We start from the raw sequence: 21324 nt of genomic DNA, 5'->3' as shown, positions 1-21324 counted from the left end.
CTTACTGCTCCATCGTTACATCTTGAGCACTACCGCGGATTGGACTGTGAACTGTGACTAGCTTGGTGCCATCAGGAAAGGTAGCTTCCACTTGCACATCGTGGATCATACTGGCAATGCCTTCCATCACATCAGCTTGGGTTAATAGGGTAGTGCCATAGCTCATCAGATCAGAAACGGTACGCCCATCGCGTGCGCCTTCGAGAATCGCTGCGGTGATGTATGCGATCGCTTCGGGGTAATTCAGCTTTACACCCCGCGCTTTACGCCGTTCTGCCAGCAGTGCAGCCGTGAAAATTAGCAATTTATCTTTTTCTTGTGGAGTCAATTGCATAGTGCGTCCTATTCCTCACATTTAACAATAATCTCAAGCTCATCGAGCAATGGCAGCAGATCTTGAGTGATTGTACTCTAAGTCAAAGTTTCATTTAGAGTTGCCAGACGCGGGGAGTGCAGGCAGAGCGCTGGAGGTGAGTTGATCTCACCAATTGCCAGACTGCCATTAGCCACTGGCGTGCTTCCATTGTAGAATTGCCGCGATAGCGACACAGTAACCCACACAGCAAACGGGTTACGCCAATTTCGCCAGAGGTGCCCAGCCAGAGCGATCGCGCTTTTTCTACCAAATCGGTTTCTACTATTTGCCCAACGAAGGCAAAGTTACCCACAATGGGATAGCCTCCTAAACCATGGGGACTATCGAATGCTTCTTCGCAGCCAGGAAGCCATTGGCGATCGATCCACAAGGGACGATCTCTTTGCCATATTTCGGTCTGCGATCGCCAGTTCCCCTGCACAAACTTTTCGCCCCGTGCTGTGCGTCCAAAGCGGGTAATATCCCAACCCAGCCAAGAGGCACCCGGTGCCAAGTCAATCCGCATATCTTGACGATAAATTGCCTGGTCAAACACGATGGTTTCTTGGGGTAGCCATTCTAAGCAAGCTCCTTCTGCGATGTAAATCTGTACGCTTTGCTGGGCTTCTAGTCCTGTGGAGCCGTATAGTTTGGCGGCGGCAGCGGTGGTGATGAGTGCCTGAGCCTGCGGTTGTAAGTGGATATCAAGGGAAAGGCGATCGCCGCCAACAATGCCACCCGCTGTATGCAAAATCACGCTATGACAGACGGCTTCGCCTTCAGGATAAAACGGTCGCTGCACCTTCAGTGGCGCTTTTACCTGCTCGAACGTTAGGCAAGTCGCATTGCCCTGCCGTGCAAAGTTGAGATGGAGCCTTCCATGCCAATGCTGGGTAAAAGGGCTAGTCATTGATTAGAGGACAGGGTTAGAGCCTTTTGTTTCACTTTTGTTATCTAAACCTAAATTTGAAATATATCAACCTGGCAACCTAAGTGGCAAAGAGAAATCCAGCAATTCTACGAATTTCAGCCAAAGCCATGAGTGGCTTCTCCCCTGCCGCAAAATTTGAATGTGTGCCTACTTTGCCGATAATGAGAGAAATTAGCCGAACAAGCTACTTTAGGCTGCGAAATAACGATTGATACAATAGACAATTAACTCTAAACGTCTTAATCAAACATCTATTTTACGTCTTATGGATTACCAACGATTTATTAATCAACTTCCTGAGCAGTTTCATCATTGGGGTAAGGAAACTGTTTATCCAAAGTCGGAGCAGTTTCAGGACTCGTTAAATTTTATTGAAGGCATGACCACTGCCAACGTAATGCAATTGCTCAATTTTGCAGTGGATTGTATGGATGCGGGTGAAATTTACTGTGAAATTGGCACCTATAGAGGATCGACATTAATAGGAGCGTTACTGAATCACCGCGATCGCATGGCGTATGCAGTAGATAATTTCTCTGAGTTTGATCTGGATGGAGTCTGCTTAGAAGCATTGCAAACCAACCTCAACTATTTTGGGTTAGAAGAACAGGTTTACTTTTGCAATCAAGATTTTCAAAATTTTCTACTGGAGCTACGAGAGCTTAATGTAGAAGAAAAAATTGGAGTCTATTTTTATGATGGTGCGCATGATTATCGCTCTACTCTTTTAGGATTGTTGTTAGTAGAACCTTTTCTGGCAGATCATGCCTTAATTATTTTAGATGATGCGAATTGGGGCACTGTGCAGCAAGCATGCTGGGATTTTTTAGCCGTCACGCCGGAGTCAACAGTAGCAATGGAATTATTGACTCCTGTTGCTCGGCATTCTACCTTCTGGAATGGGATTCAAATCCTCAGTTGGGATCGAAATAAAGTTCATAATTATTCTGCGGCTGCATTTGATAACAAGCGCTATCCACTGGTGATCCAATCAATTTATAATTTGCAACTACTTGAACAAAAGCAACAATCGTTGGAAACAGTTTATCAAGAAGCAAAAGCTTATCATGCAAACAAACAATTTAGTCGTGCTGAAAACAAGTATCAAGAATATTTGTTATGGCGAGATGATGATGCCGAAGCATGGCGAACTTTAGGCATTCTTTATTATGAATATGAAGCTTATCAAGATTGCTCAAATGCTCTCGAAAAGGCGATCTCGCTGGATTCATCCAGCGAGATTTCTTACTATTTTATGGGATGTGTATTAGAACGATTAGAGCGACCGAATCAAGCGATTGCAGCTTACCAAAAGGCTCTTTCACTCAACCCTAATTTAGTAGATGCCTACAACAATCTAGGGAATTTATTCACACTTAAGGATCAGTTGGGTAAAGCAAAGATGCTTTATCAACAGGCGATCGCGCTCAATCCCAATTTTTTTGGCACCTATCTCAATCTAGGCAATCTCTATCTAGATAAAGGGCAGCTTTCAGAAGCTGTGACAACCTATCAAACGGCTCTCCAACTTCAACCCGATAATTTAGATGTGCGGCACAACTTAAACATTGCCCTGCAAGCTCAAAACGATCCCATTCAATTTCATCAAAATGCGGCAGAACGGTTAGCTCAAATAGGGCGAGCTTCCACTGCTATTTGTCACTATCAAGCATTAGTTTTATTACCATCTGATCAACCTGAGCATTACTCTAAACTGGCTGAAATATTATGGCAGCTAAATCGCAGTATTGAATCAATTGAAGCATTGAATCAGGGTCTTCGCTTATATGAAAATTCAGAGAAACTAAACTATGAATTGGTGATTAAGTTGATGCAATTAAATCAGCATCACGCAGCAATCAAAGCGACAGAATTTGCCTTAGAGAAGTTACCAAAAAGCTACACCTTTAAACTGCTAAATGCTTTGATGCTGCCATTGGCTTATGACTCGCCAGAAGAGATTGAGTTTTATCGCGATCGCTTTACAGTAGCGTTGCAAAATTTAATTCAAGAAACTGTATTAAAAACAGCAGGGCAACGAGAAAATGCACTAACTGGCAGCCAACGCTTTACCAGTTTTCAATTAACTTATCAAGCCCAAAGTATGCTTGAACCACAACAGCAATATGGGCGCCTAATTCATCAAATCATGGCGGCAAACTACCCTCAATGGGTGCAGCCTTTGTTAGAACCAGCGATCGAAGGGAAGATTCGGATTGGGTATGTATCTCACTATTTTCACGCCTACAGCGGAACGCTTTGGCTCACTGGATGGTTAAAGCACTGTAATCACCAAAACTTTGAAGTTTTTTGTTATTACACAGGCGATTCGCCAGATTTAATCACTCAACAATTTCAATCCTGGAGCGATCGTTTTCATCATATTCCCAACAATTTAGAAGCAGTTTGCCAACAAATTTTGTCCGATCAACTGCATATATTAGTGTTTCCTGAAATTGGCATGGATCCGCTCACCGTGCAAATGGCAGCATTGCGCCTTGCGTCGATTCAATGTACGGCTTGGGGACATCCAGTCACTTCTGGTCTATCCACAATTGACTACTACCTATCCAGTCAAGCGATGGAGCCAGCCAACGCTCAAGCACATTATTTGGAAACCCTGGTTTGTTTGCCAAAACTAGGCATTGCTTACCCTCAACCCCAGGTGCCGCCGCTGACGAAAACACGAGCCGAGTTTCACCTGCGAGAAGACGCGATCGCCTATCTTTGCTGTCAGGCTCCATTCAAATATTTGCCGCAGCATGATGTTTTATTAGTCGAGATTGCGCGTCGAGTTCCTCACGCACAATTTGTGTTTATTCGAGCGGATATTTTGCAGCCCCGTCTGCATCGGGCTTTCGCCGCTGCCGAGCTTAACAGCGATGATTACTGTATCTTTTTACCATCTCTAGAGCGCAACGACTACTTGATGCTGAATCTGCTATCAGACGTTTATTTAGACACGCTGGGTTTCACAGGCGGTAACACTACTCTGGATGCGATCGCTTGTGGGCTACCGATAGTAACCTGTCCCGGAGAATTCATGCGGGGTCGGCTTTCTACTGGCATCTTGCAAACGTTGGGTGTGACTAACACGATCGCTAGCAATGAAGCTGATTACGTTAATATTGCCGTCAGATTGGCACAGGAAGACGCTTTGAGGCACGAAATTTCAACGGCAATGCAAGCCCGATGCTCAGAAGTATTTGATGACCCAACCTGCATCACTGCCTTAGAAGAATTTTATTGCCAGGTCGTTCAGGAAAGGGTTGAGGCAGCTACCAAAAATCAGTGATGTTGTAGCCAAATTCTGCCATCATCTGGCGCAGTAACGGCATACTTAGCCCAATTACGTTGCTGTGGCATCCTTCTAGTTTTTCAACAAAAAAACTGCCTTTTCCTTCCAACGCAAAACACCCGGCACAGTGCATCGGTTCACCTGTGGCAACGTAATCTTCAATTTGGCGATCGCTGATATTGGCGAAGTGTACCTGCGTTACCTGACAGCGAACTAAGGTTTTGAGTGGTGCTTCAGAAGATTTTGTTTTAGGCAGCAGTTCAATTAGAGTATGCCCAGTATAAAGTCCGCCAATGTGACCGCGCATTGCTTGCCAACGGGCGATCGCCTCCGCTGCACTATCCGGTTTTCCGTAAATCTCGCCATGCAGTGCCAAAACTGAATCACAGCCCAAAACGAGTGTTGGCGTTGATATTTCTACTTTCGCCAATCGTGTCGCCACCGTATCTGCTTTACGCAAAGCCAATGTTCGCACCAGCAGATCAGCATCGGCACTGGCAACCTGAGATTCATCAAAATCACTCGGCTGCACGATCGCATCAATCCCTGCAATTTTCAGCAATCGTCGTCGTGCTGGAGAAGCTGAAGCCAAAACAAATTGTGGAAGTCCCATGGAAAATGAGGAGTGAGGAGAGAAAGGGAGTTGGAGGCTAGAGAATAGGGAGCTAGGAGCTAGAAAAGGATTAGCCTGACCACTTAGCCTCTGTTTTCTAATATTTGCCTAATACACTGAAAACGATCGCACAGTTTTTTCTATCATGTCTTTCATTCTTTCCCACCGATCTTCGGTAGTAGAAGCGTTAAGGGTGTAAAGTTTGCCCCGACTGACAGCAACGCTAGCCAGATTGTGTCGGGCTTTATCGCCAACCTTGACTGCATATTCCAGCAGATAATAGGTTTTGTCACCGATTTCTCTCGCTTCGGCGTTGACCAATTCTGCTTCTCTGCCGGAACCCGGAGGGGCGATCGCGCTTTTAGAAAGCTTGTAACCAACCTGACTCGGATCGCCTAAATCTTTGAGAGATTTGCCAGTGGTAACTGGATTAATCACAACGCTGACATTTTCCGTTTGTTCAATAATGTCGTGGAACACAACATCGGGTCCATCCGACACTTGTACTTGGAGCCAACCGTTAGGATACAAGAACTGGTAACCGTCCAAACTGTCTACAAAGCTTTTGAACCCGGTCGCGCCGGATACGCATCCTTGCAAACTCAAACTGATGATAACCATCAGCATTACCACTGTTCGCTTAAGCATCTCTCCAACTCCGCTGCTAGCCAATTACATAGTCTGTTCGGGCAGATCACACTGCCCTCGTCAGTTTTTATATTCTCCCATCTCTTTGTAATGAAAGGTGAAACATGCTGAGAACTCTTGGACTCTTATTCGCAACAACCTGTGCCATCCTGCTTTTATGGCAGAGTGGCACCTCGGCTCAAGCCGCATTCAACTTGCAAAACGATATCAATCAATTGCGATCGCAGATGCAGCAACTTCAATCAGAAGTAAGTCAACTGCGCCGGGGCAGTTCCTCCTTACCATCCAATCCAACACCATCAATTTCTCGCCCAGCCCGCACCTCAACCCTGAGCGATCGCCAAATTATTGATCGTTTGGCAACGCTGGCGATCGAAGCCAAGGATCGATTCAACGCTTTAGAATCAAAGGTTTTCAGACTAGAAGCTCGCTTTAAGTAAGACAAGTGAAACAATTTTGAAGCTACTATCCACCCTTTTAATCCAGCTTCAAAGCGTTGACTGGCACCTCGTCCCAAGATTGCACCTGACGCATACTCGCCGTCCATCCATCGGATCGCTGCTGATCCGTTAGATTTTCCTTAAATGATTCATGGCAATCCTGCGCTTGGTCTTCATCACAACACGCAATGCAGGTGTGAAGAATTCCACAGGGATCTATTTGTTCGTTTACCCAAATTGGCATTGCACTATCTCCTGATAGGCTAAACATCTAGATCCTTACACAAAAATCAAAATCAACCTGTTGATTTTTGCTTCTTGACTGTCAAATCTTGCAAACAGAGGCAAGGACATCAATTATTGTGTTGGCACGGTCCGGCAAAAGGAAACGATTAGTAACCCTAACTTTACTATTAACAGTAGATTTTTCAAAAATCCGATTCTATGGTGTCTTAAATTAAATTTGCAGTACCTGATACTCTAGTAAACCTGAACTCTTTTAGGTAGCCTGTCTCTTTTAGCCACAGAGCAGGGAAAGTTAGAGAAGCGATAAAGACTGAGAGCATAATTAAGAAAAATCATGCGAGCTTCCAACAAAGTAAAACCTATCGTTAGCTCCACCCTCGAACAGATCCTCTCCTCCAAGCAAGTTTCTCGCCACCAACACCTTCAACTCACATCGATATTGCTTTCCAATCAGCAAGTCACAGATGCGGATCGACTGAACATTAATCGAGTGTTGGAAAAGGTAAAAGCAGGTCAAATAGATCTAATTGACTAACATTAATTTCCCTTCCAATAGGGCATCTTTGTTTTAGCGCCGTAGGCTTGGCAATATAGAGCATTGGCATCGTGAAATCCAGAGTGAGATCGCGCTGTCTTCACGGCTGAGGTAACACAATCGTTTTGCCTGCTAAAAACCGAACCAGGCGCGAAATTTGGAACCTGCGCAAGACTATCAGTTGAATTGCACGGAGAGGAAGCCGTAGGCAGGAGGATGTTAGCCCTCTATTTGGCAACCTGCCACGGAATCATTACATCTTGGGCGAGGCGCTGCGATACGGCATAGGCTCCATAGCGGTTGAGGTGGCTTGGGTCAGAGAAGTAATCGGGTTGAGTTGCTAGGGCGCTGCTGAGATCGCGGTAGATAAAGCCAAACTCAGGTGCAAGGCTGAGCATATGCTGCTGAAAAGCATCTTCATGACGTTTGCGTGAGGGGTCGAGGTATTCCTGCGTGAGGGGCAAATTGACAAATACCAGCTGCAGTTTTTGAGATTGAGCATATTGAGCGATCGCAATCATTGCGTCGGTTTGAACTCCTCCCAGCCTAAAAGATTCGTAGTCAGAATCGTAATCACCCGAAACCCGCGCATACTTTTGATAGTAAGTGACTGGATTGAAGCGAACTGGCAGAGGCAAGAAGCCATCAATATCGATCATGCCTTGCCCATCGGCAGAGAGCGAAGGGGCCGAACTGGCAGCAGCAGCTGGAGAAGTTGAGTTGATTAAACTATCGGAGGATGCCAGCACGCCCGATGAAAGTGCGGGGGGCAACAGGCTAATTAATTGTTCGCGCAGCCGAGTTTTTAAGCGATCGCGCTGACTATACACGGCTGACAATCTACCCAACTGTTTGGTCAGCGCTTCATTCACCTGCTGATATCGGTTTGCAGTAGAGGGAGCGGCCTCTTCAGTCACAGATGCCGGGGTGCCGTTTGGCTGCTGTTTGGCAGTCGGTGCCTGAGCGATCGTCGTACTGGCGATCGGGAGATTACCCGCAGTCAACGTACGGTAGCCTTCAGAGGTAATCATTCCGTTATAGGTAATATCCATGCGGGCACTGTTAAAGGCACGCGCCCCGTCTGCAAACAGCAGCAATTTTGGCAGTTTATCCTGCGGTAACACATGCTGGACTAGCAAATCGACGACTTGAGCCGTTGCGCCATTAATGCCAAAGTTGAAAATTTGAACCCCAGAATAACCTTGTTTTGCCAATGTTTTTTCTAACGCCACCGGATCGATTCCCCGTAACGCTCTGGAACTGCCGATGATTAGCACATCGGGCGCTCCAAAAATTTCTAAATAGCTTTTATAAACGGCAAGCTGGCGATCAAATTGACGACTGTTAAAGCTGGGGTAGTTGAGTTGGGCGGTCAGCGTGTCTGCCTTTGCCTGCATTGGAGAAGCGGGTAGCACTTTAGCATCCAGCGGATCGATAGATTCAGCTAAAGGCAGCGTTGCTTCACCAATGTGGGTAAAGCTTGAAGCATTAAAGGCTTTAGCATCACTCGCTTGTTTGCGGAGCGATAAACTTGGGAGTTTTGCCGCTGATGATTTAGGACGGGTCGCCAATAGAGAGGCGGAAGTTTGGGTTTGGGCGATTTGTGTTTGAGCAGATAGCTGAAGCCAGTAGCCTAGCAGCCAGTCTGCTTGCAGAACAAGCAGCAACCCCACAAGGCTCCAAACCAGCCCAACCCCTAAACGCTGGCGGTCAGGCGTAGCAGGGATGTCGGACGAGGAAGAGCTAGGATTGAGCGATGCAGATTCTAGAGGAATAAAGAGTTGGGTTTGAATTAACGATCGCTGAATTCGCTCCAAGGTTCGTTCCGCGATGTGAGCGATCCCTGAACCGCGCTCATCGGTCTGCTGCTCCGACCACGGCACCATAGCACCCGCTGGCGACAGCAATTCATCCACATGAATATCGGATGCTGCAAAGTCTGGGGTGGCTGTAGGGACTAAGCGATCGCCACTAAAATCAAGCCCATAGTGCCAGAGCGGCATCCGCTGTCCAGAGCGCCGCCCATAAACGCGCACTCCCATTACTGAATCAATGTGTAGCGGTTTCAAAAAACGAGCAATGGGCGCAGCAACAGCATCCTGCCGAGGGCAATTCGGCGCATCCGTCATAATGTGCAGCAAGTCGCCTTTTTGCCGAATTTGGACGCGAATGCCGCCCGTTGCCAACTTGGCACTTAAATCAGGATTTACCAAGCGCGTTAGCAAAAAGGTAATCGCTGCCAAATTTCCCTGACGGGCAAGATCGAGCGTGGCGATCGCCAGTTCTGGATGGTGAGCAGCGGGTAACTCTAGCCAGTGAACCCAGGCAGGAGTAGCTGCGATCGCCTCGGTCGAGCTCATCACTCCATAGAGCGCCACCGCCTGAATCCCCTGCGGCAGCAACCCTTGCAGCACTGGCTCAATCGCCGCGATCGCCCTAGCCTGATCGGGCACCGGGCCGTTGATCCCAGCACAAGAGAGATGCAAGGTAGAGTCTTTTAGCAAGGCCGATAATTCCATTGCTTGCCCTGCCAAATGGCGATTTAGCAATTGGGCGATCGCCTGCACATCGCCCCACCGCGCCCATTCTTTGAGGATGTCTGCTGTGGGGGTCAGGTCTACTCGCACTATCCATTCGGGTCGTGTTTCACCGCTTACCTGCCCAAATACCACCGCATCTCGAATGTGTTGAAGCTCCAATTCGCGGAGACGCTGGGCAATCTGGTCTCTCAATAGAGACAGATCAGGGCTATACGCCGACTCACAAATAATGATTAATCTTGGCGGGACTAAATTGCCAGAGGACTGAGGAAAAGGCTGCCTAACAGGAGCCGCCTCAGTTCTGGCACGCACGGCAACCCCCAAACCGCTGAGAGCCTGACTTAAGTAACGAGCGATCGCATCGGGCTCTCCCTGCTGGGCTTGGGCAAAGCAAAGTGCAATGGGATCAACCTGGGCGGAGGTAGGCTGATCAGCAGTTTTCAAAGTGGTTAAAGGGCGATCGCCTAAGGTTGTAGATGCGTTCCAATTTAAATCAATCGCTTTTATCCAAAGCGGCTGATTGCCACCGATACACCGCCCGTAAACCATCAGACGGTGAATGTGAGCAGATCTCAGGGGCAAAGAACGATCCGGAGCATCAGAGGCTAAAGCGTGCGACAGCATCGTAACAATGGACTCTGCATCTGGGCTGGAGTCACTTTCTATCAAAATATGAAGGTGATTGCCCTTCAATCGAATTTTGATATGAGCTTGGCTCTGCCCAAAAATTTGCTGTAGCCACTGTTTCAAGCGCCTACGAGCGATCGCAGATTTCTGGGGCATTCCAGAAGAGATTGGGAGTTGTCCATCGGCGTTCAGCATGAGAGCATTAGCATTAGCAACTGATTTGATAGATACACGGTTGAGTTAAGAGCAATCGTGCCCATAGAGATAACATATCCTCATCAGATCTGGCATAGTTTAGGATCAAATTGCAGTTTCAACTTTGCCATGTTTGGTGCCGACATGTATCTCGTATCAGTATTGAACACCTAATTTCAAAAATCGCTCAGGTAATATTGCTTTTATCCAAAGCTAAATTAGTTTCTTTTCACGTTTTATTGACACGCTGAAAAATCTCTTCATAAAAATTACAATCAGGCCACACTATGCAATCATCAGATCGTTTACCCACAAAAGCTCCAGTTTCTTCTCTGCCAGCGCCAGCTTTGGAGCTATTGATTAGCCTAGCGACGGCACCCCTATTAATTGGCTTAGTGGGTGGAAAAGCTCTGGCAGAAGCCTCTCAAGAGATTGGCAGATTTGCAGAAGAAGTGTTTCGGGGCGATCGCCTGCCGTTATTAAACCTTTCCAGTCTACCCTCGCCATCGATTGATACCGTCAATCCAGATTAGCTCAGGCATGTTTGCCAAAAATATTTGGTCACCTGAACCACTTCACAGGTGGAAAATAGCCCATAGAATACTTTGAATGTCCTTCTAGAACCAGCCTCCATGAGTGTGACACGTGCTTCAGCGGATGACGCGTTTAGTTCCAGTACAGTGATTGAATCTAGAACATTAGCAGAGATGTCTACAACATCCACATCCGACCTTTTCCTTAAGCTGCGGCTTAAATCGGTTGAAGAAACTTGGGAATCTGTTTTACGGGAAGAATGTGGACAGCAACTCGTTGATCTACTAAGCCAACTTCGTGACTTGTGTTCTCCTGAAGGACAGGCAAACACTTTTATCGAATCTGAAGTACTCAAAGTGGTTGAAAAGCTCGATTTAAACGAAGCTATTCGGGCAGCCCGCGCTTTTGCGCTTTATTTTCAGCTAATTAATATCGTCGAGCAGCACTACGAACAGCGAGATCAATTGCAATATCGGGCGGCTGTGCGCGATGCCAGCGGTTTAGAGTCAGGCACTTCGAGTCAGGGTGAAGAAACCACACACGCTAGCCGATTAGAAGCAGATCTTTTAGAAAAAACGCTTCAAGATCCTGCGACTCGTCGCGCATTAGGCACTTTCCATTGGCTATTTCCTAAACTGCAAGCGCTGAATGTGCCACCCAAACACATTCAAACCTTAGTAGAACAGTTAGATATTCAACTTGTGTTCACCGCCCACCCGACCGAAATTGTTCGCCACACCATTCGCGATAAACAGCGCCGGATTGCTACCGTTCTACGACAGCTTGATCAAGTAGAAGAGCGCCAAGCCTTTCAAGGGTTGGATATTGATTCAGTTGATGAAAACCAACTACGCGAACAACTTACGGAAGAAGTGCGGTTGTGGTGGCGAACCGATGAATTGCACCAATTTAAGCCAACCGTATTGGATGAAGTGGACTATGCGCTGCACTATTTTCAAGAAGTGCTGTTTGACGTGATCCCTCAGCTTCATCAGCGGTTTAAGCGAGCCATGAAAGAATCCTTTCCTGGCATCAAACCACCCAACTATGATTTTTGTCGGTTTGGCTCGTGGGTAGGCTCGGATCGCGATGGCAACCCGTCTGTTACCCCGCAGATTACCTGGCAAACCGCTTGCTATCAGCGTAACTTGGTGCTGAATAAATACATTGGCTCTGTGGGTAAACTGATCGATCTGCTGAGTCTTTCCTTGCATTGGAGCGATGTATTGCCCAACTTGCTGGAGTCTTTGGAACAAGATCAACTGCAAATTCCCACCGTCTACGACAAGCTAGCCATTCGCTATCGTCAAGAACCTTATCGGCTTAAACTGGCATACATCCAAAAGCGGCTAGAAAATACCCGCGATCGCAGCCTCAAAATGTATAAAGGCGAGTATGTTCAGCAAACTCACTCCGATCAAGAGCGCGCCACATTCTACCGATCTGGCGCAGAATTTTTGTCAGAACTACGGCTGATTCAAAGCAACCTCTGCGAAACCGGATTGACCTGCCGCGACTTGGAAAATCTCATCTGTCAGGTTGAAATTTACGGCTTTCACCTAGCTCAGTTGGATATCCGCCAAGAAAGCACCCGCCATGCAGACACCATTGATGAAGTGGTGCAGTATATGCAGGTGTTGCCCAAGCCTTACTGCGAAATGACGGAGGACGAACGGATTCACTGGCTTTCTACGGAATTGCAAACTCGCCGACCTTTAATTCCGGGAGCGCTGCCATTTTCTGAGAAAGCCAACGAAGCGATCGAAACGTTTCGCATGGTTCGCACCTTGCACGACGAATTTAGTCCAGAGATCTGTCATACCTACATCATTAGCATGTGCCATGATGTCAGCGATATGTTAGAGGTGCTGCTGTTAGCCAAAGAAGCAGGACTCTATGATCCCGGAACGGGCATTAGCATGATCCGCGTAGTGCCGCTGTTTGAAACGGTAGAAGACTTACAAAAAGCGCCGGCTGTTTTAACCCAACTCTTTGACATGCCGTTGTACCGCACGATGCTGGCAGGCGGAAACGATCCCGATGCCGAAAATCATCTACCCGTAGAGAAGCGACCGTGGCGGCTTAATACCCACTTGCAAGAAGTGATGCTGGGCTATTCCGACAGCAACAAAGACTCTGGATTCCTCAGCAGTAATTGGGAAATTCACAAAGCTCAGCAAGCATTACACTCTTTAGCTGAACGCTACAACATCTTACTTCGTATCTTCCATGGTCGGGGCGGCTCCGTGGGTCGGGGTGGCGGTCCTGCTTACGAGGCAATTCTGGCACAACCGGGACGCAGCGTTAACGGACGCATCAAAATCACGGAGCAAGGGGAAGTGTTAGCTTCTAAATATTCCCTGCCAGAATTGGCGCTGTATAACTTGGAGAAGGTCGCTTCAGCAGTGCTTCAGAGCAGTTTGCTTCGCACTGGATTCGATGAAATCCAGCCCTGGCACGAGATTATGGAAGAGTTGGCTGCGCGATCGCGCAGCCACTATCGCGCCCTGATATACGAGCAACCCGATTTCATCGACTTTTTCCATAGTGTTACCCCAATCGACGAAATTAGCCAATTGCAGATCAGTTCCCGTCCGGCGCGACGGGGTGGCAAACGCGACCTAGCGAGCCTGAGAGCGATTCCCTGGGTGTTTAGCTGGACTCAGAGCCGTCTGCTGTTGCCTGCCTGGTATGGCGTGGGCACTGCCCTCAGAGACTTTTTGCGCGATCATCCTGAAGAACACCTGAAGCTGTTACGCTACTTTTACTTCAAATGGCCATTCTTCAAAGTGGTTGTTTCTAAAGTAGAGATGACCCTGTCTAAGGTCGATCTGCAAATTGCGCGGCATTATATGAGCGAACTGGTGCATCCCGAAGATCGGGAGCGATTTGAGCCTGTGTATGAACAAATTGCCAACGAGTTTTACTTAACTCGCGACATGATTTTGACCATCACGGGACATAAGCGCCTGTTAGATGGCGATCCAGATTTGCAACGCTCAGTGCAGTTGCGTAACGGCACCATTGTGCCCCTTGGCTTCCTTCAAGTTTCCCTGTTAAAACGCCTGCGCCAAAGTAAAGATGAAGCAGCTTCGGGCATTGTGCGATCGCGCTACAGCAAAGGCGAACTCCTGCGGGGTGCTTTATTAACCATCAATGGCATTGCTGCCGGAATGCGAAACACAGGCTAAGCCTACTCACCATACAAAAAGCCCCCTCAGCAATGCTTTTGGGGGCTAGTAGATTTAGGAGCGATGAAGTGAATAGTATGAAAGTACTATAAACGTCGCTCTTTTGTCAATGGAGCGTTATTCTTTCTCCTATTAGAGAGACACTTAATGCAGACGCGATCGCGAGTAGCTATTCATGACAAAAATCGACCCCCCTTCTAGTTCCCAGCCTCATCAGAGTCCGGTAACTTTTCAACCAAAATCTTTGCTCAACCTTAAAAGTAGACGGCGGCGTTCCTATAAAACGTTGACGGCTCCCAATGGACGCACCACTTTTTTGCAAGTTAATTTCAAGCCAGCGTTTTGGGGAGATCTGTATCACTTGCTGCTCACCATGTCCTGGATTCAGTTCTTGGGCTTGGCAGTTGGGCTTTATTTGCTCAGTAATTTATTGTTTGCTGTCGCTTATCTCTTAGGTGACGAATCAATTGCCAATGCAAAACCTGGTTCGCTATTAGATGCTTTTTTCTTCAGCGTGCAGACCATGGCGACAATCGGCTATGGCGCGATGTATCCCAAAACCCTCTACGCCAATTTTCTAGTGGCGATCGAAGCACTGATTGGTTTGTTGGGTGTAGCAATGATCACCGGGTTGATGTTTGCCCGGTTTTCTCGCCCAACTGCACGGGTGATGTTTAGCCGGGTTGCGGTTGTGGTCCCTTACAATGGCAGACCCACCTTGATGTTTCGCACAGCAAATAAACGCGGCAACCAAATTTTGGAGGCGCGACTGTGGGCAACACTGGTGCGATCGGAAACCACAAGTGAGGGCTACACCATGCGGCGAATCTATGACCTTAATCTGATTCGTAGCCACAGTCCTCTATTCACCCTTTCTTGGACTGCCATGCACCCAATTGACGAAAATAGCCCTCTCTATGGAGAAACGCCTGAATCCCTTGCCAACAGCGACGCAGATATTATTGTGTCCCTCACCGGGCTAGATGAAACTGTTGCCCAGCCCATTCATGCTCGCGAATCTTATGCTATGCAGGATTTAATTTGGAATCATCGGTTTGTCGATGTTATTTTCTCTTTACCCAATGGACAGCGCATCGTGGACTACAGTTACTTCCATGATGTAATGGCGATCGACGCTGAATAGTTAGAGCAATAAAGCTCGTTATTAAGCAAAAAGAACATTTTGCAGAGTTAACGCGAAGCATAAGATTGAGGAAATCCTTAGTAAATACTTAACTGATGGCTCAGGCGGGGTTTGAACCTGCGACCTTGGGCTTATGAGTCCCCTGCTCTACCACTGAGCTACTGAGCCGTAACAACACTAAGCAACCTTACTAAAATAACACAACTGACATGGATACCAAAATAGTGCTTGAACCTGATTTATAAAACCTCAAAACGAAGGGGAGATATTTCTCCCCTATTGAATCGAATCTATCAAGAAAGGATTAACTGCGAGGCAAATAGGCCATAGGATTAACGGCACCTTTTCCAGAGGAATGTATCTCAAAGTGCAGGTGAGGACCAGTACTGTAACCTGTGCTTCCCATTTCAGAAACCTGTTGCCCCTGAGCAACCTGTTGCCCCACTTGGACTAATACTCGACTGTTGTGCGCATACAGAGTTAAGCTACCATCCGGATGCTGAATTTCGACAAGATAACCGTAGCCACCCGAATTCCAGCCAGCGGTGACAACTGTACCTTCTGCGGCTGCAACAACAGGTGTGCCAGTTGGACCTGCAATATCCACTCCCTTGTGCATCCTTCCCCAACGCCAGCCAAAGCCAGATGTTAAGACCCCTTTTGTGGGCCAAACGAAACCTTCTGAACGTTCCCCTGACCCAGGTAGGTAGGATTCACTCGTGCCTAAGGAGGGTAGTTCGGGTGATACCGCTTGACCAATCTTAGATTGCAGCAGTGGATCATAGCTTTCAGAGCCAACAGGAGCAACAGCTACAACTTGTCGCTGATTTTGAACTCGCATCGGTTGCTGAGATGATGCTTTCACCTCATTCGACGAATCAACCCTGACTCGACTACGCATTTCTTGCAACTGAGTTCTTAAAGTGGCCGATCTATCACCACTAAACTCTGAGTTGACTCGATCGCTCAAACCAGCAGCATAGCCACCACCTGTAGCCACAGGATAGGCAGCAACCTTTGTTTCTAGCTGAGGAGCCGCTTGAGGACGAGGTGTCTGAGTTTGATACCGTTGTCGAAGTTGATCAATCTCTTGCCTTAAATTCTCAACATGGTTGTAGCGGACCAACCTAGACTCAGATTCACTCGTGGTCTGAACCTGACTCTTGCCAGAAAGAGATGCAATGGCAACTTGCACACTTGCTGACGGCGATGGCGCAAATGTTGCGGTCGAGCTTGGCAGAGAAGTGTATGAAGCAGTTGCAACAGTGGATGTAACTGGAATAGAAGCGATCAATCCTTTATAGTCAGATCGTTCACCAGCAGCACTTTGAGAGGGTGGAATAATTAACGTCTGATTTACGAAAATTTGGTTCGGATCAGAAATTCGATTTGCTTCCGCTAGCTGCTTCACAGAGATACTGTGAATACGGGCGATCGCTACAAGCGTATCTCCAGGAACAATTTGATAAGAAGAAGCCCGATTAGTTTGAGCAGGCGATGTTGGAAGTTGCGTGTTCACAGGGGCACGAAATGCCACTTGCTGCCGAGTATCTGAAGATACCAATGGCTGTGGTGTCAACGCTTTATCAGATTCACGCTCAACAGGAAGAGTAGAAACTACTTGAACCTGCTGCTCCGTTTGAGGTACTTGCTGTGCTGATTGAGGGACAGCCTTATACTTCTTGGAACTCAATACGGCTAAGCCACTCTGCAAGCTTTGAGTTTTTTGCTTAAGGTTCTCAAGTGCTTTGTGCTGCTTATTCTTCAGGTCATCGCTGTCTGCTGAATCAGCTTGAGGCTCAGATTCTTGAATCTGATTAGAAATTGGACCGTAGTAACTAGGTGAGTTTGGCGAGGCTGAAGCATCCAATGCTTGTGCCAAACGGGTATCAGTTGGAATGATCAGAACCTGACCCACCCGAAGTACAGCGTTCACAGAAAGCCCATTTGCCGATGCTACTGAATTTGCATCAGTTGTATAGAATCGAGCGACGTCCCAAAGAGTCTGCCCTTCTTGAACCGTATGGCTAACTTTGCGATCGCTTCTAGAAATAGACGATTCAACCACTTCAGAGTTGGGTGAAAGCGTAGCGGCTTCAAAGGAAGCGGAAGATGCCGAAGTCACGGGTTCATTTTGGATCGGTTCTGCCGCAACAGCCCCATCTCCTTGACTAGAAATCGGCAGGCTATAAGCCCCCATCGAAATTGCCAGACCAATCATAGCTGCCGAAGTCCGAGCTCGGCGATTGGGTTCTGGATCAGCCTGCTTTGCTTGAGCCGTTGTTTCTTCGTGCTCGTTCATACAAGAAGGAACAGGCTTAACCTTCTGCGGAAATGTTCGTCTCAAAAAACGACCTCCTAAATCTCCAGCGTTTAACTGTCCTTGAGCCATTGACTTAACCCTGCGGTAGAACCTTAATCACAGTCCAAAGCGATCCAGATCACACATGGCAAATACACTTAGGCAAGATTACCCCGCTTTTTCGATTTAGACAAGTTCATACTCACAATAAATTTTTAAAGTAAGCATCAAACCCATCGAGGCAAGGAAACTTGGGAAACCAGTAACACAACAAAAACTAGTAGTGCTTTCAAAATCCCAATAACTAGAATCCTACAGCACCTGTAAACCGTTACAGAAATCTGTAGAACAGTTGCCCTATCAATCAAAGCAGAAGCAAAACCGCAAAAACGTATCCTTTAGAAAAGACTCAAATATCCTCACCACCACCACTCCTCACAATCCCACCTTCAAATCGGTCATGCTGTCTGACTGATTTGTTCTTCGAGAAATTGAACTGTACCACAGACAGAAGCAACCAATTTTATTTAGCACAAACCTCGAAGTACAACTATTTACAGTCAGAAGGCTTACTACTTCTAGTTTGCAGGAATTGGCAAGAGCATTAAAGCACTAATTGCTCAACTGAACGACAGTGTTAAGAAACTATAGAAATTTCTTATTGTTTTGTATCAAATCCGTAGCAGAACAGATCTAAATACTGCAATTCTTTAAATCGTGTTTTTGCTTAGGCTGGCTCACAGATTTCTTAATGCTCCTGAAATCTAAATATCTGCATTGCAAATCTGCGATGGATTTTCAGGCTTGATGTATGGATGCGCATATAAGGATGAAGTGCTGTTTGAATTCAAGCGAATCAGAATAGTTCTTAACGATAGAAGCAAGCAATTTAGTGGGGACCTCTTGCTCTCAGCTATATGCGATTAATGATGAACTCAAACAGCAGGCTAGGATCATTACAGTAATCCCAACTGCCGACGAGCTTCAAATAAGCCGATAGCAACACTAACAGAGAGATTAAGGCTGCGTACTTGGGGCTGAGCCATTGGAATATGAACCGTTTCAGTGCAAGATTGCAGCAGATCTTTGGGTAGACCCATTGTTTCACTGCCGAAGAGTAACCAATCAGAGGGTAGAAACTCAAACTCAACATAGCTGCATCGTCCTGAAGTGCTAAAGCCAATCCAGCGACTGTCTGTCTGCCGAGAGAATTTTTGAAAGTCTTCGATTGAGGGGTGGTAGGTCAAGTTTACGTAGGGCCAATAATCTAATCCTGCCCGTTTAAGATAGCGATCGCTAATTTCAAAGCCCATAGGTCCAACTAAATGTAGCTCTGTGCCTGTTGCAGCGCAGGTTCTAGCAATATTTCCAGTGTTGGGCGGAATCTGTGGATGAACTAAAACAACATGAACCATAGAATAAATTGCACTCTTTAATGAGCCATACACTAGCTCTCAGTTGTTTTCTATCTTAGGAACACTTTGATAGCTTTTTTTAATATCTACTTCGGGCATTCGACAAATTAAAAATTTTGTCCCCAGTTTTCGCCTGAGGCGTTTATACCTTCTTCGAATTAAATTGATTTGACTTATCTCAGCCAGCGAAGAATGACAATTTTGGGGTTGAAAGGGTCAGTATAGGACTTGGCAACAGCAGTTAATTTAGCTATGTTTTCGCCTGAATCAAAAGTGTCTGTATTTCACTTATCAGTTTTTTAGTTTTTATCTATATATATATGCATCATATATGCATCAAAATCTGTAGGTTCTAACTGGGAAGGAATGGCGATGAGGACAGCTTTTACCAGGGGTTTTGCCTAAATAATTAATCAACGATCGCTGAAAGCAGGGTAGGGTTAGGAAACATAGAGCTTGAAGATGGGTTGATGCCAGTAACAACACAGCAGATTGTGCAGTGGAAACAGCAGGGACGGGCGATCGTGGCGCTAACTGCATGGGATTTTGCCTTGGCAACGGTATTAGATGAAGCCGGAATAGACTTAATTCTGATCGGCGACTCGTTAGCAATGGTTGCTTTGGGATACAACACAACCCTGCCGATTACGCTAGATGAAATGGTGCATCATGCAAAAGCGGTGCGGCGCGGAGTTAAGCAAGCCTTGCTGGTGTGTGATCTGCCTTTTATGACCTACCAAGAAAGTGTGCAGCAAGCATTGCACTCGGCCGGTCGGTTGTTAAAAGAAACTGGAGTGCAAGCAGTCAAGCTAGAAGGGGGTAACCCGATCGCGGTTGAAACGGTGGCGCGACTGGTGCAAGTTGGTATTCCAGTTATGGGGCACGTGGGGCTGACTCCGCAATCGGTGCATCGGTTAGGCTATCGACAGCAAGGAACCTCACAGTCGGCGGGAGAAGAAATTTTGGCGGAGGCGATCGCCTTGGAACAAGCCGGAGCTTTCGCGATCGTCTTAGAACATATTCCGAGTGAGCTTGCCCAGCAAATTACCCAGAAGCTATCTATTCCAACCATTGGGATTGGAGCCGGACGCTATTGTGATGGACAGGTGTTAGTTACCGCTGACCTGTTGGGATTATCGTCGCGTCAGCCACCGTTTGCGAAAGCCTATGTCAATTTGAGGGAGACCATTACAGGCGCAGTTCAGGCATTTGCTCAAGAAGTCAGCGATCGCGCTTTTCCAGAGAAATAATCGCTTTACAGTTTTTCTTCTAGTGGCTTGCAAAAATTGACTGCACCAACTTTGATCACATAGATTGCAACGGGCGTTGCTAGCTTAACGGGCAAATCAGTGCTTGTGGTTAAGGCTACTAAAACATCGCCGCTGAGTCCATCTTCAAAGGGTTCTTTAAGTTCGGGTTGGCAAATAATATGTCGCCAGCGTTTGGCAAGTCCATCAATCCAGCGGTCGGAGGTATCCGGTTGTTGTCCGCATTGAATAGCAAGGGCGATCGCAGCGTCATCTAAATTCCCTTCACAATCTTCCAAAACATCCAAAGCAACCAACGCTTCGGCATATTCTGAGAGTTCAGTTCGGAAGTAATTGATTTCCTCAAGCGTAACAATCATAGACATACAAGCACTGTAATAAGTCAGACAACCCATATTAACGCATGTCTTTTTAGCGCATATCTTTTTAGGGCGAACCGATTTTTCTGAACTGTCAAAACAGAATCAGCCAGTTTTGGTCACACAATTTTTTTTGCCAAATTCTTTTGCAGCAGCCACAAAGCGATCGCAGTTGCACCAGCAGTCAGAAATCCACTGCCCAAAGATGCTTTGCCCAAAAGGATACAAACAAATCCGCTGCTGAAGAGTGCGATCGCGCTGCCGCCCACCACCATCACCATCAGTTTGACCGTTGTTACTGCATCTGTCATACGTTTTAACACCGCTTCATCTGACTCTAGCGGCACCACAGACTGCATGGTGTGCTGCAATGCTTGATACTTCACAGCATCTAACTGGTAGTAAGTTCCTAGATCTTCATCCCGCAATTTTGCAACAGAATGTAAGCCGAACCGTTTAGCATGTCGAATGGCAAGACTAATATGGCGCTTAGTCGCAACGGGTTGAAATGCCTCAAAAATCGAAGTGCGATAAACTCCTGTTTTTGCCATTTCAAGAATCCGTTCACTCAGTTCTGCAACGGCTAAACGGCGGCTAATTTCACTGGTCATCACCAATGGACTCCCAAAAATCTACACCAGACTGAAATGCTCTGTATTGTCTACATCACAGGCACTTTACGA

At 46.8% G+C, this 21324-nt stretch carries 17 protein-coding genes and 1 tRNA gene; 7 read left to right on the top strand and 11 right to left on the bottom strand.

Going from position 1 to position 21324, the window contains the following annotated elements; translation table 11 throughout:
• Position 1: 1 nt before the first annotated feature.
• Positions 2-334, bottom strand: coding sequence for an urease subunit gamma (gene ureA, locus JOY44_RS10155; protein WP_171573454.1), 333 nt, complete (start codon positions 332-334; stop codon positions 2-4).
• Positions 335-428: 94 nt separating this feature from the next.
• A complete protein-coding gene (locus JOY44_RS10150) occupies positions 429-1265 on the bottom strand; it encodes an urease accessory protein UreD (RefSeq protein ID WP_171573453.1) in 837 nt (278 codons plus the stop codon).
• Positions 1266-1551: 286 nt separating this feature from the next.
• On the opposite strand from JOY44_RS10150, the gene JOY44_RS10145 reads away from it, so the two are divergent.
• The gene (locus JOY44_RS10145; protein ID WP_171573452.1) at positions 1552-4581 is read left to right on the top strand and encodes a tetratricopeptide repeat protein; all 3030 of its coding nucleotides are present in this window, start codon (positions 1552-1554) and stop codon (positions 4579-4581) included.
• On the opposite strand, the gene JOY44_RS10140 is transcribed toward JOY44_RS10145, so the two are convergent.
• Both JOY44_RS10140 and psbP read right to left on the bottom strand, forming a co-directional pair.
• Positions 4565-5197 (bottom strand): Maf family protein, encoded by a 633-nt coding sequence (locus JOY44_RS10140; protein ID WP_171573451.1) that lies wholly within the window; start codon positions 5195-5197, stop codon positions 4565-4567. The two genes, JOY44_RS10145 and JOY44_RS10140, sit on opposite strands and share 17 nt — an antisense overlap.
• A gap of 108 nt (positions 5198-5305) precedes the next feature.
• A complete protein-coding gene (gene psbP, locus JOY44_RS10135; protein WP_171573450.1) occupies positions 5306-5845 on the bottom strand; it encodes a photosystem II reaction center PsbP in 540 nt (179 codons plus the stop codon).
• A 104-nt stretch (positions 5846-5949) separates the two neighbouring features.
• Between psbP and JOY44_RS10130 the strand changes: the two genes are divergently transcribed.
• Positions 5950-6285, top strand: coding sequence for a hypothetical protein (locus JOY44_RS10130; RefSeq protein WP_171573449.1), 336 nt, complete (start codon positions 5950-5952; stop codon positions 6283-6285).
• A 37-nt stretch (positions 6286-6322) separates the two neighbouring features.
• On the opposite strand, the gene JOY44_RS10125 is transcribed toward JOY44_RS10130, so the two are convergent.
• Complete coding sequence (locus JOY44_RS10125) at positions 6323-6529, bottom strand: glycogen debranching protein (RefSeq protein WP_171573448.1); 207 nt, start codon at positions 6527-6529, stop codon at positions 6323-6325.
• Positions 6530-6865: 336 nt separating this feature from the next.
• Between JOY44_RS10125 and JOY44_RS10120 the strand changes: the two genes are divergently transcribed.
• Positions 6866-7066 carry a hypothetical protein gene (locus tag JOY44_RS10120; protein WP_171573447.1) on the top strand — a complete coding sequence of 67 codons (201 nt, stop codon included), beginning with the start codon at positions 6866-6868 and terminating at the stop codon, positions 7064-7066.
• A 227-nt stretch (positions 7067-7293) separates the two neighbouring features.
• On the opposite strand, the gene JOY44_RS10115 is transcribed toward JOY44_RS10120, so the two are convergent.
• Complete coding sequence (locus JOY44_RS10115; RefSeq protein WP_203031962.1) at positions 7294-10428, bottom strand: DUF1574 domain-containing protein; 3135 nt, start codon at positions 10426-10428, stop codon at positions 7294-7296.
• A gap of 287 nt (positions 10429-10715) precedes the next feature.
• Here JOY44_RS10115 and JOY44_RS10110 point away from each other — a divergent pair, with 287 nt between their 5' ends.
• The 3 genes from JOY44_RS10110 to JOY44_RS10100 all read left to right on the top strand — a co-directional run bounded on the left by JOY44_RS10110 (position 10716) and on the right by JOY44_RS10100 (position 15297).
• Positions 10716-10961, top strand: coding sequence for a hypothetical protein (locus JOY44_RS10110; protein ID WP_197985109.1), 246 nt, complete (start codon positions 10716-10718; stop codon positions 10959-10961).
• Between the two features lie 99 nt (positions 10962-11060).
• A complete protein-coding gene (gene ppc / locus JOY44_RS10105; RefSeq protein WP_171573828.1) occupies positions 11061-14153 on the top strand; it encodes a phosphoenolpyruvate carboxylase in 3093 nt (1030 codons plus the stop codon).
• A gap of 175 nt (positions 14154-14328) precedes the next feature.
• Complete coding sequence (locus JOY44_RS10100; RefSeq protein ID WP_171573445.1) at positions 14329-15297, top strand: ion channel; 969 nt, start codon at positions 14329-14331, stop codon at positions 15295-15297.
• A gap of 96 nt (positions 15298-15393) precedes the next feature.
• Here JOY44_RS10100 and JOY44_RS10095 read toward each other — a convergent pair.
• The 3 genes from JOY44_RS10095 to JOY44_RS10085 all read right to left on the bottom strand — a co-directional run bounded on the left by JOY44_RS10095 (position 15394) and on the right by JOY44_RS10085 (position 19014).
• Positions 15394-15465, bottom strand: a tRNA-Met gene (locus JOY44_RS10095).
• A 136-nt stretch (positions 15466-15601) separates the two neighbouring features.
• Positions 15602-17644, bottom strand: coding sequence for a peptidoglycan DD-metalloendopeptidase family protein (locus JOY44_RS10090; RefSeq protein ID WP_207211162.1), 2043 nt, complete (start codon positions 17642-17644; stop codon positions 15602-15604).
• A 911-nt stretch (positions 17645-18555) separates the two neighbouring features.
• The gene (locus tag JOY44_RS10085; protein ID WP_171573443.1) at positions 18556-19014 is read right to left on the bottom strand and encodes a tRNA (cytidine(34)-2'-O)-methyltransferase; all 459 of its coding nucleotides are present in this window, start codon (positions 19012-19014) and stop codon (positions 18556-18558) included.
• 470 nt (positions 19015-19484) lie between these two features.
• Between JOY44_RS10085 and panB the strand changes: the two genes are divergently transcribed.
• Positions 19485-20264 carry a 3-methyl-2-oxobutanoate hydroxymethyltransferase gene (gene panB / locus JOY44_RS10080; protein ID WP_171573442.1) on the top strand — a complete coding sequence of 260 codons (780 nt, stop codon included), beginning with the start codon at positions 19485-19487 and terminating at the stop codon, positions 20262-20264.
• Positions 20265-20269: 5 nt separating this feature from the next.
• On the opposite strand, the gene JOY44_RS10075 is transcribed toward panB, so the two are convergent.
• Complete coding sequence (locus JOY44_RS10075) at positions 20270-20647, bottom strand: hypothetical protein (RefSeq protein ID WP_171573441.1); 378 nt, start codon at positions 20645-20647, stop codon at positions 20270-20272.
• Positions 20648-20760: 113 nt separating this feature from the next.
• Complete coding sequence (locus JOY44_RS10070) at positions 20761-21252, bottom strand: hypothetical protein (protein WP_171573440.1); 492 nt, start codon at positions 21250-21252, stop codon at positions 20761-20763.
• Between the last annotated feature and the right edge of the window lie 72 nt (positions 21253-21324).

Origin of the sequence: Leptolyngbya sp. Cla-17 (assembly GCF_016807185.1) — a bacterium.
In the GTDB taxonomy this organism is placed as follows: domain Bacteria; phylum Cyanobacteriota; class Cyanobacteriia; order Leptolyngbyales; family Leptolyngbyaceae; genus ULC077BIN1.
The sequence above is the reverse complement of the archived record's forward strand: the minus strand, read 5'-3'. Positions and strand labels throughout refer to the sequence as shown.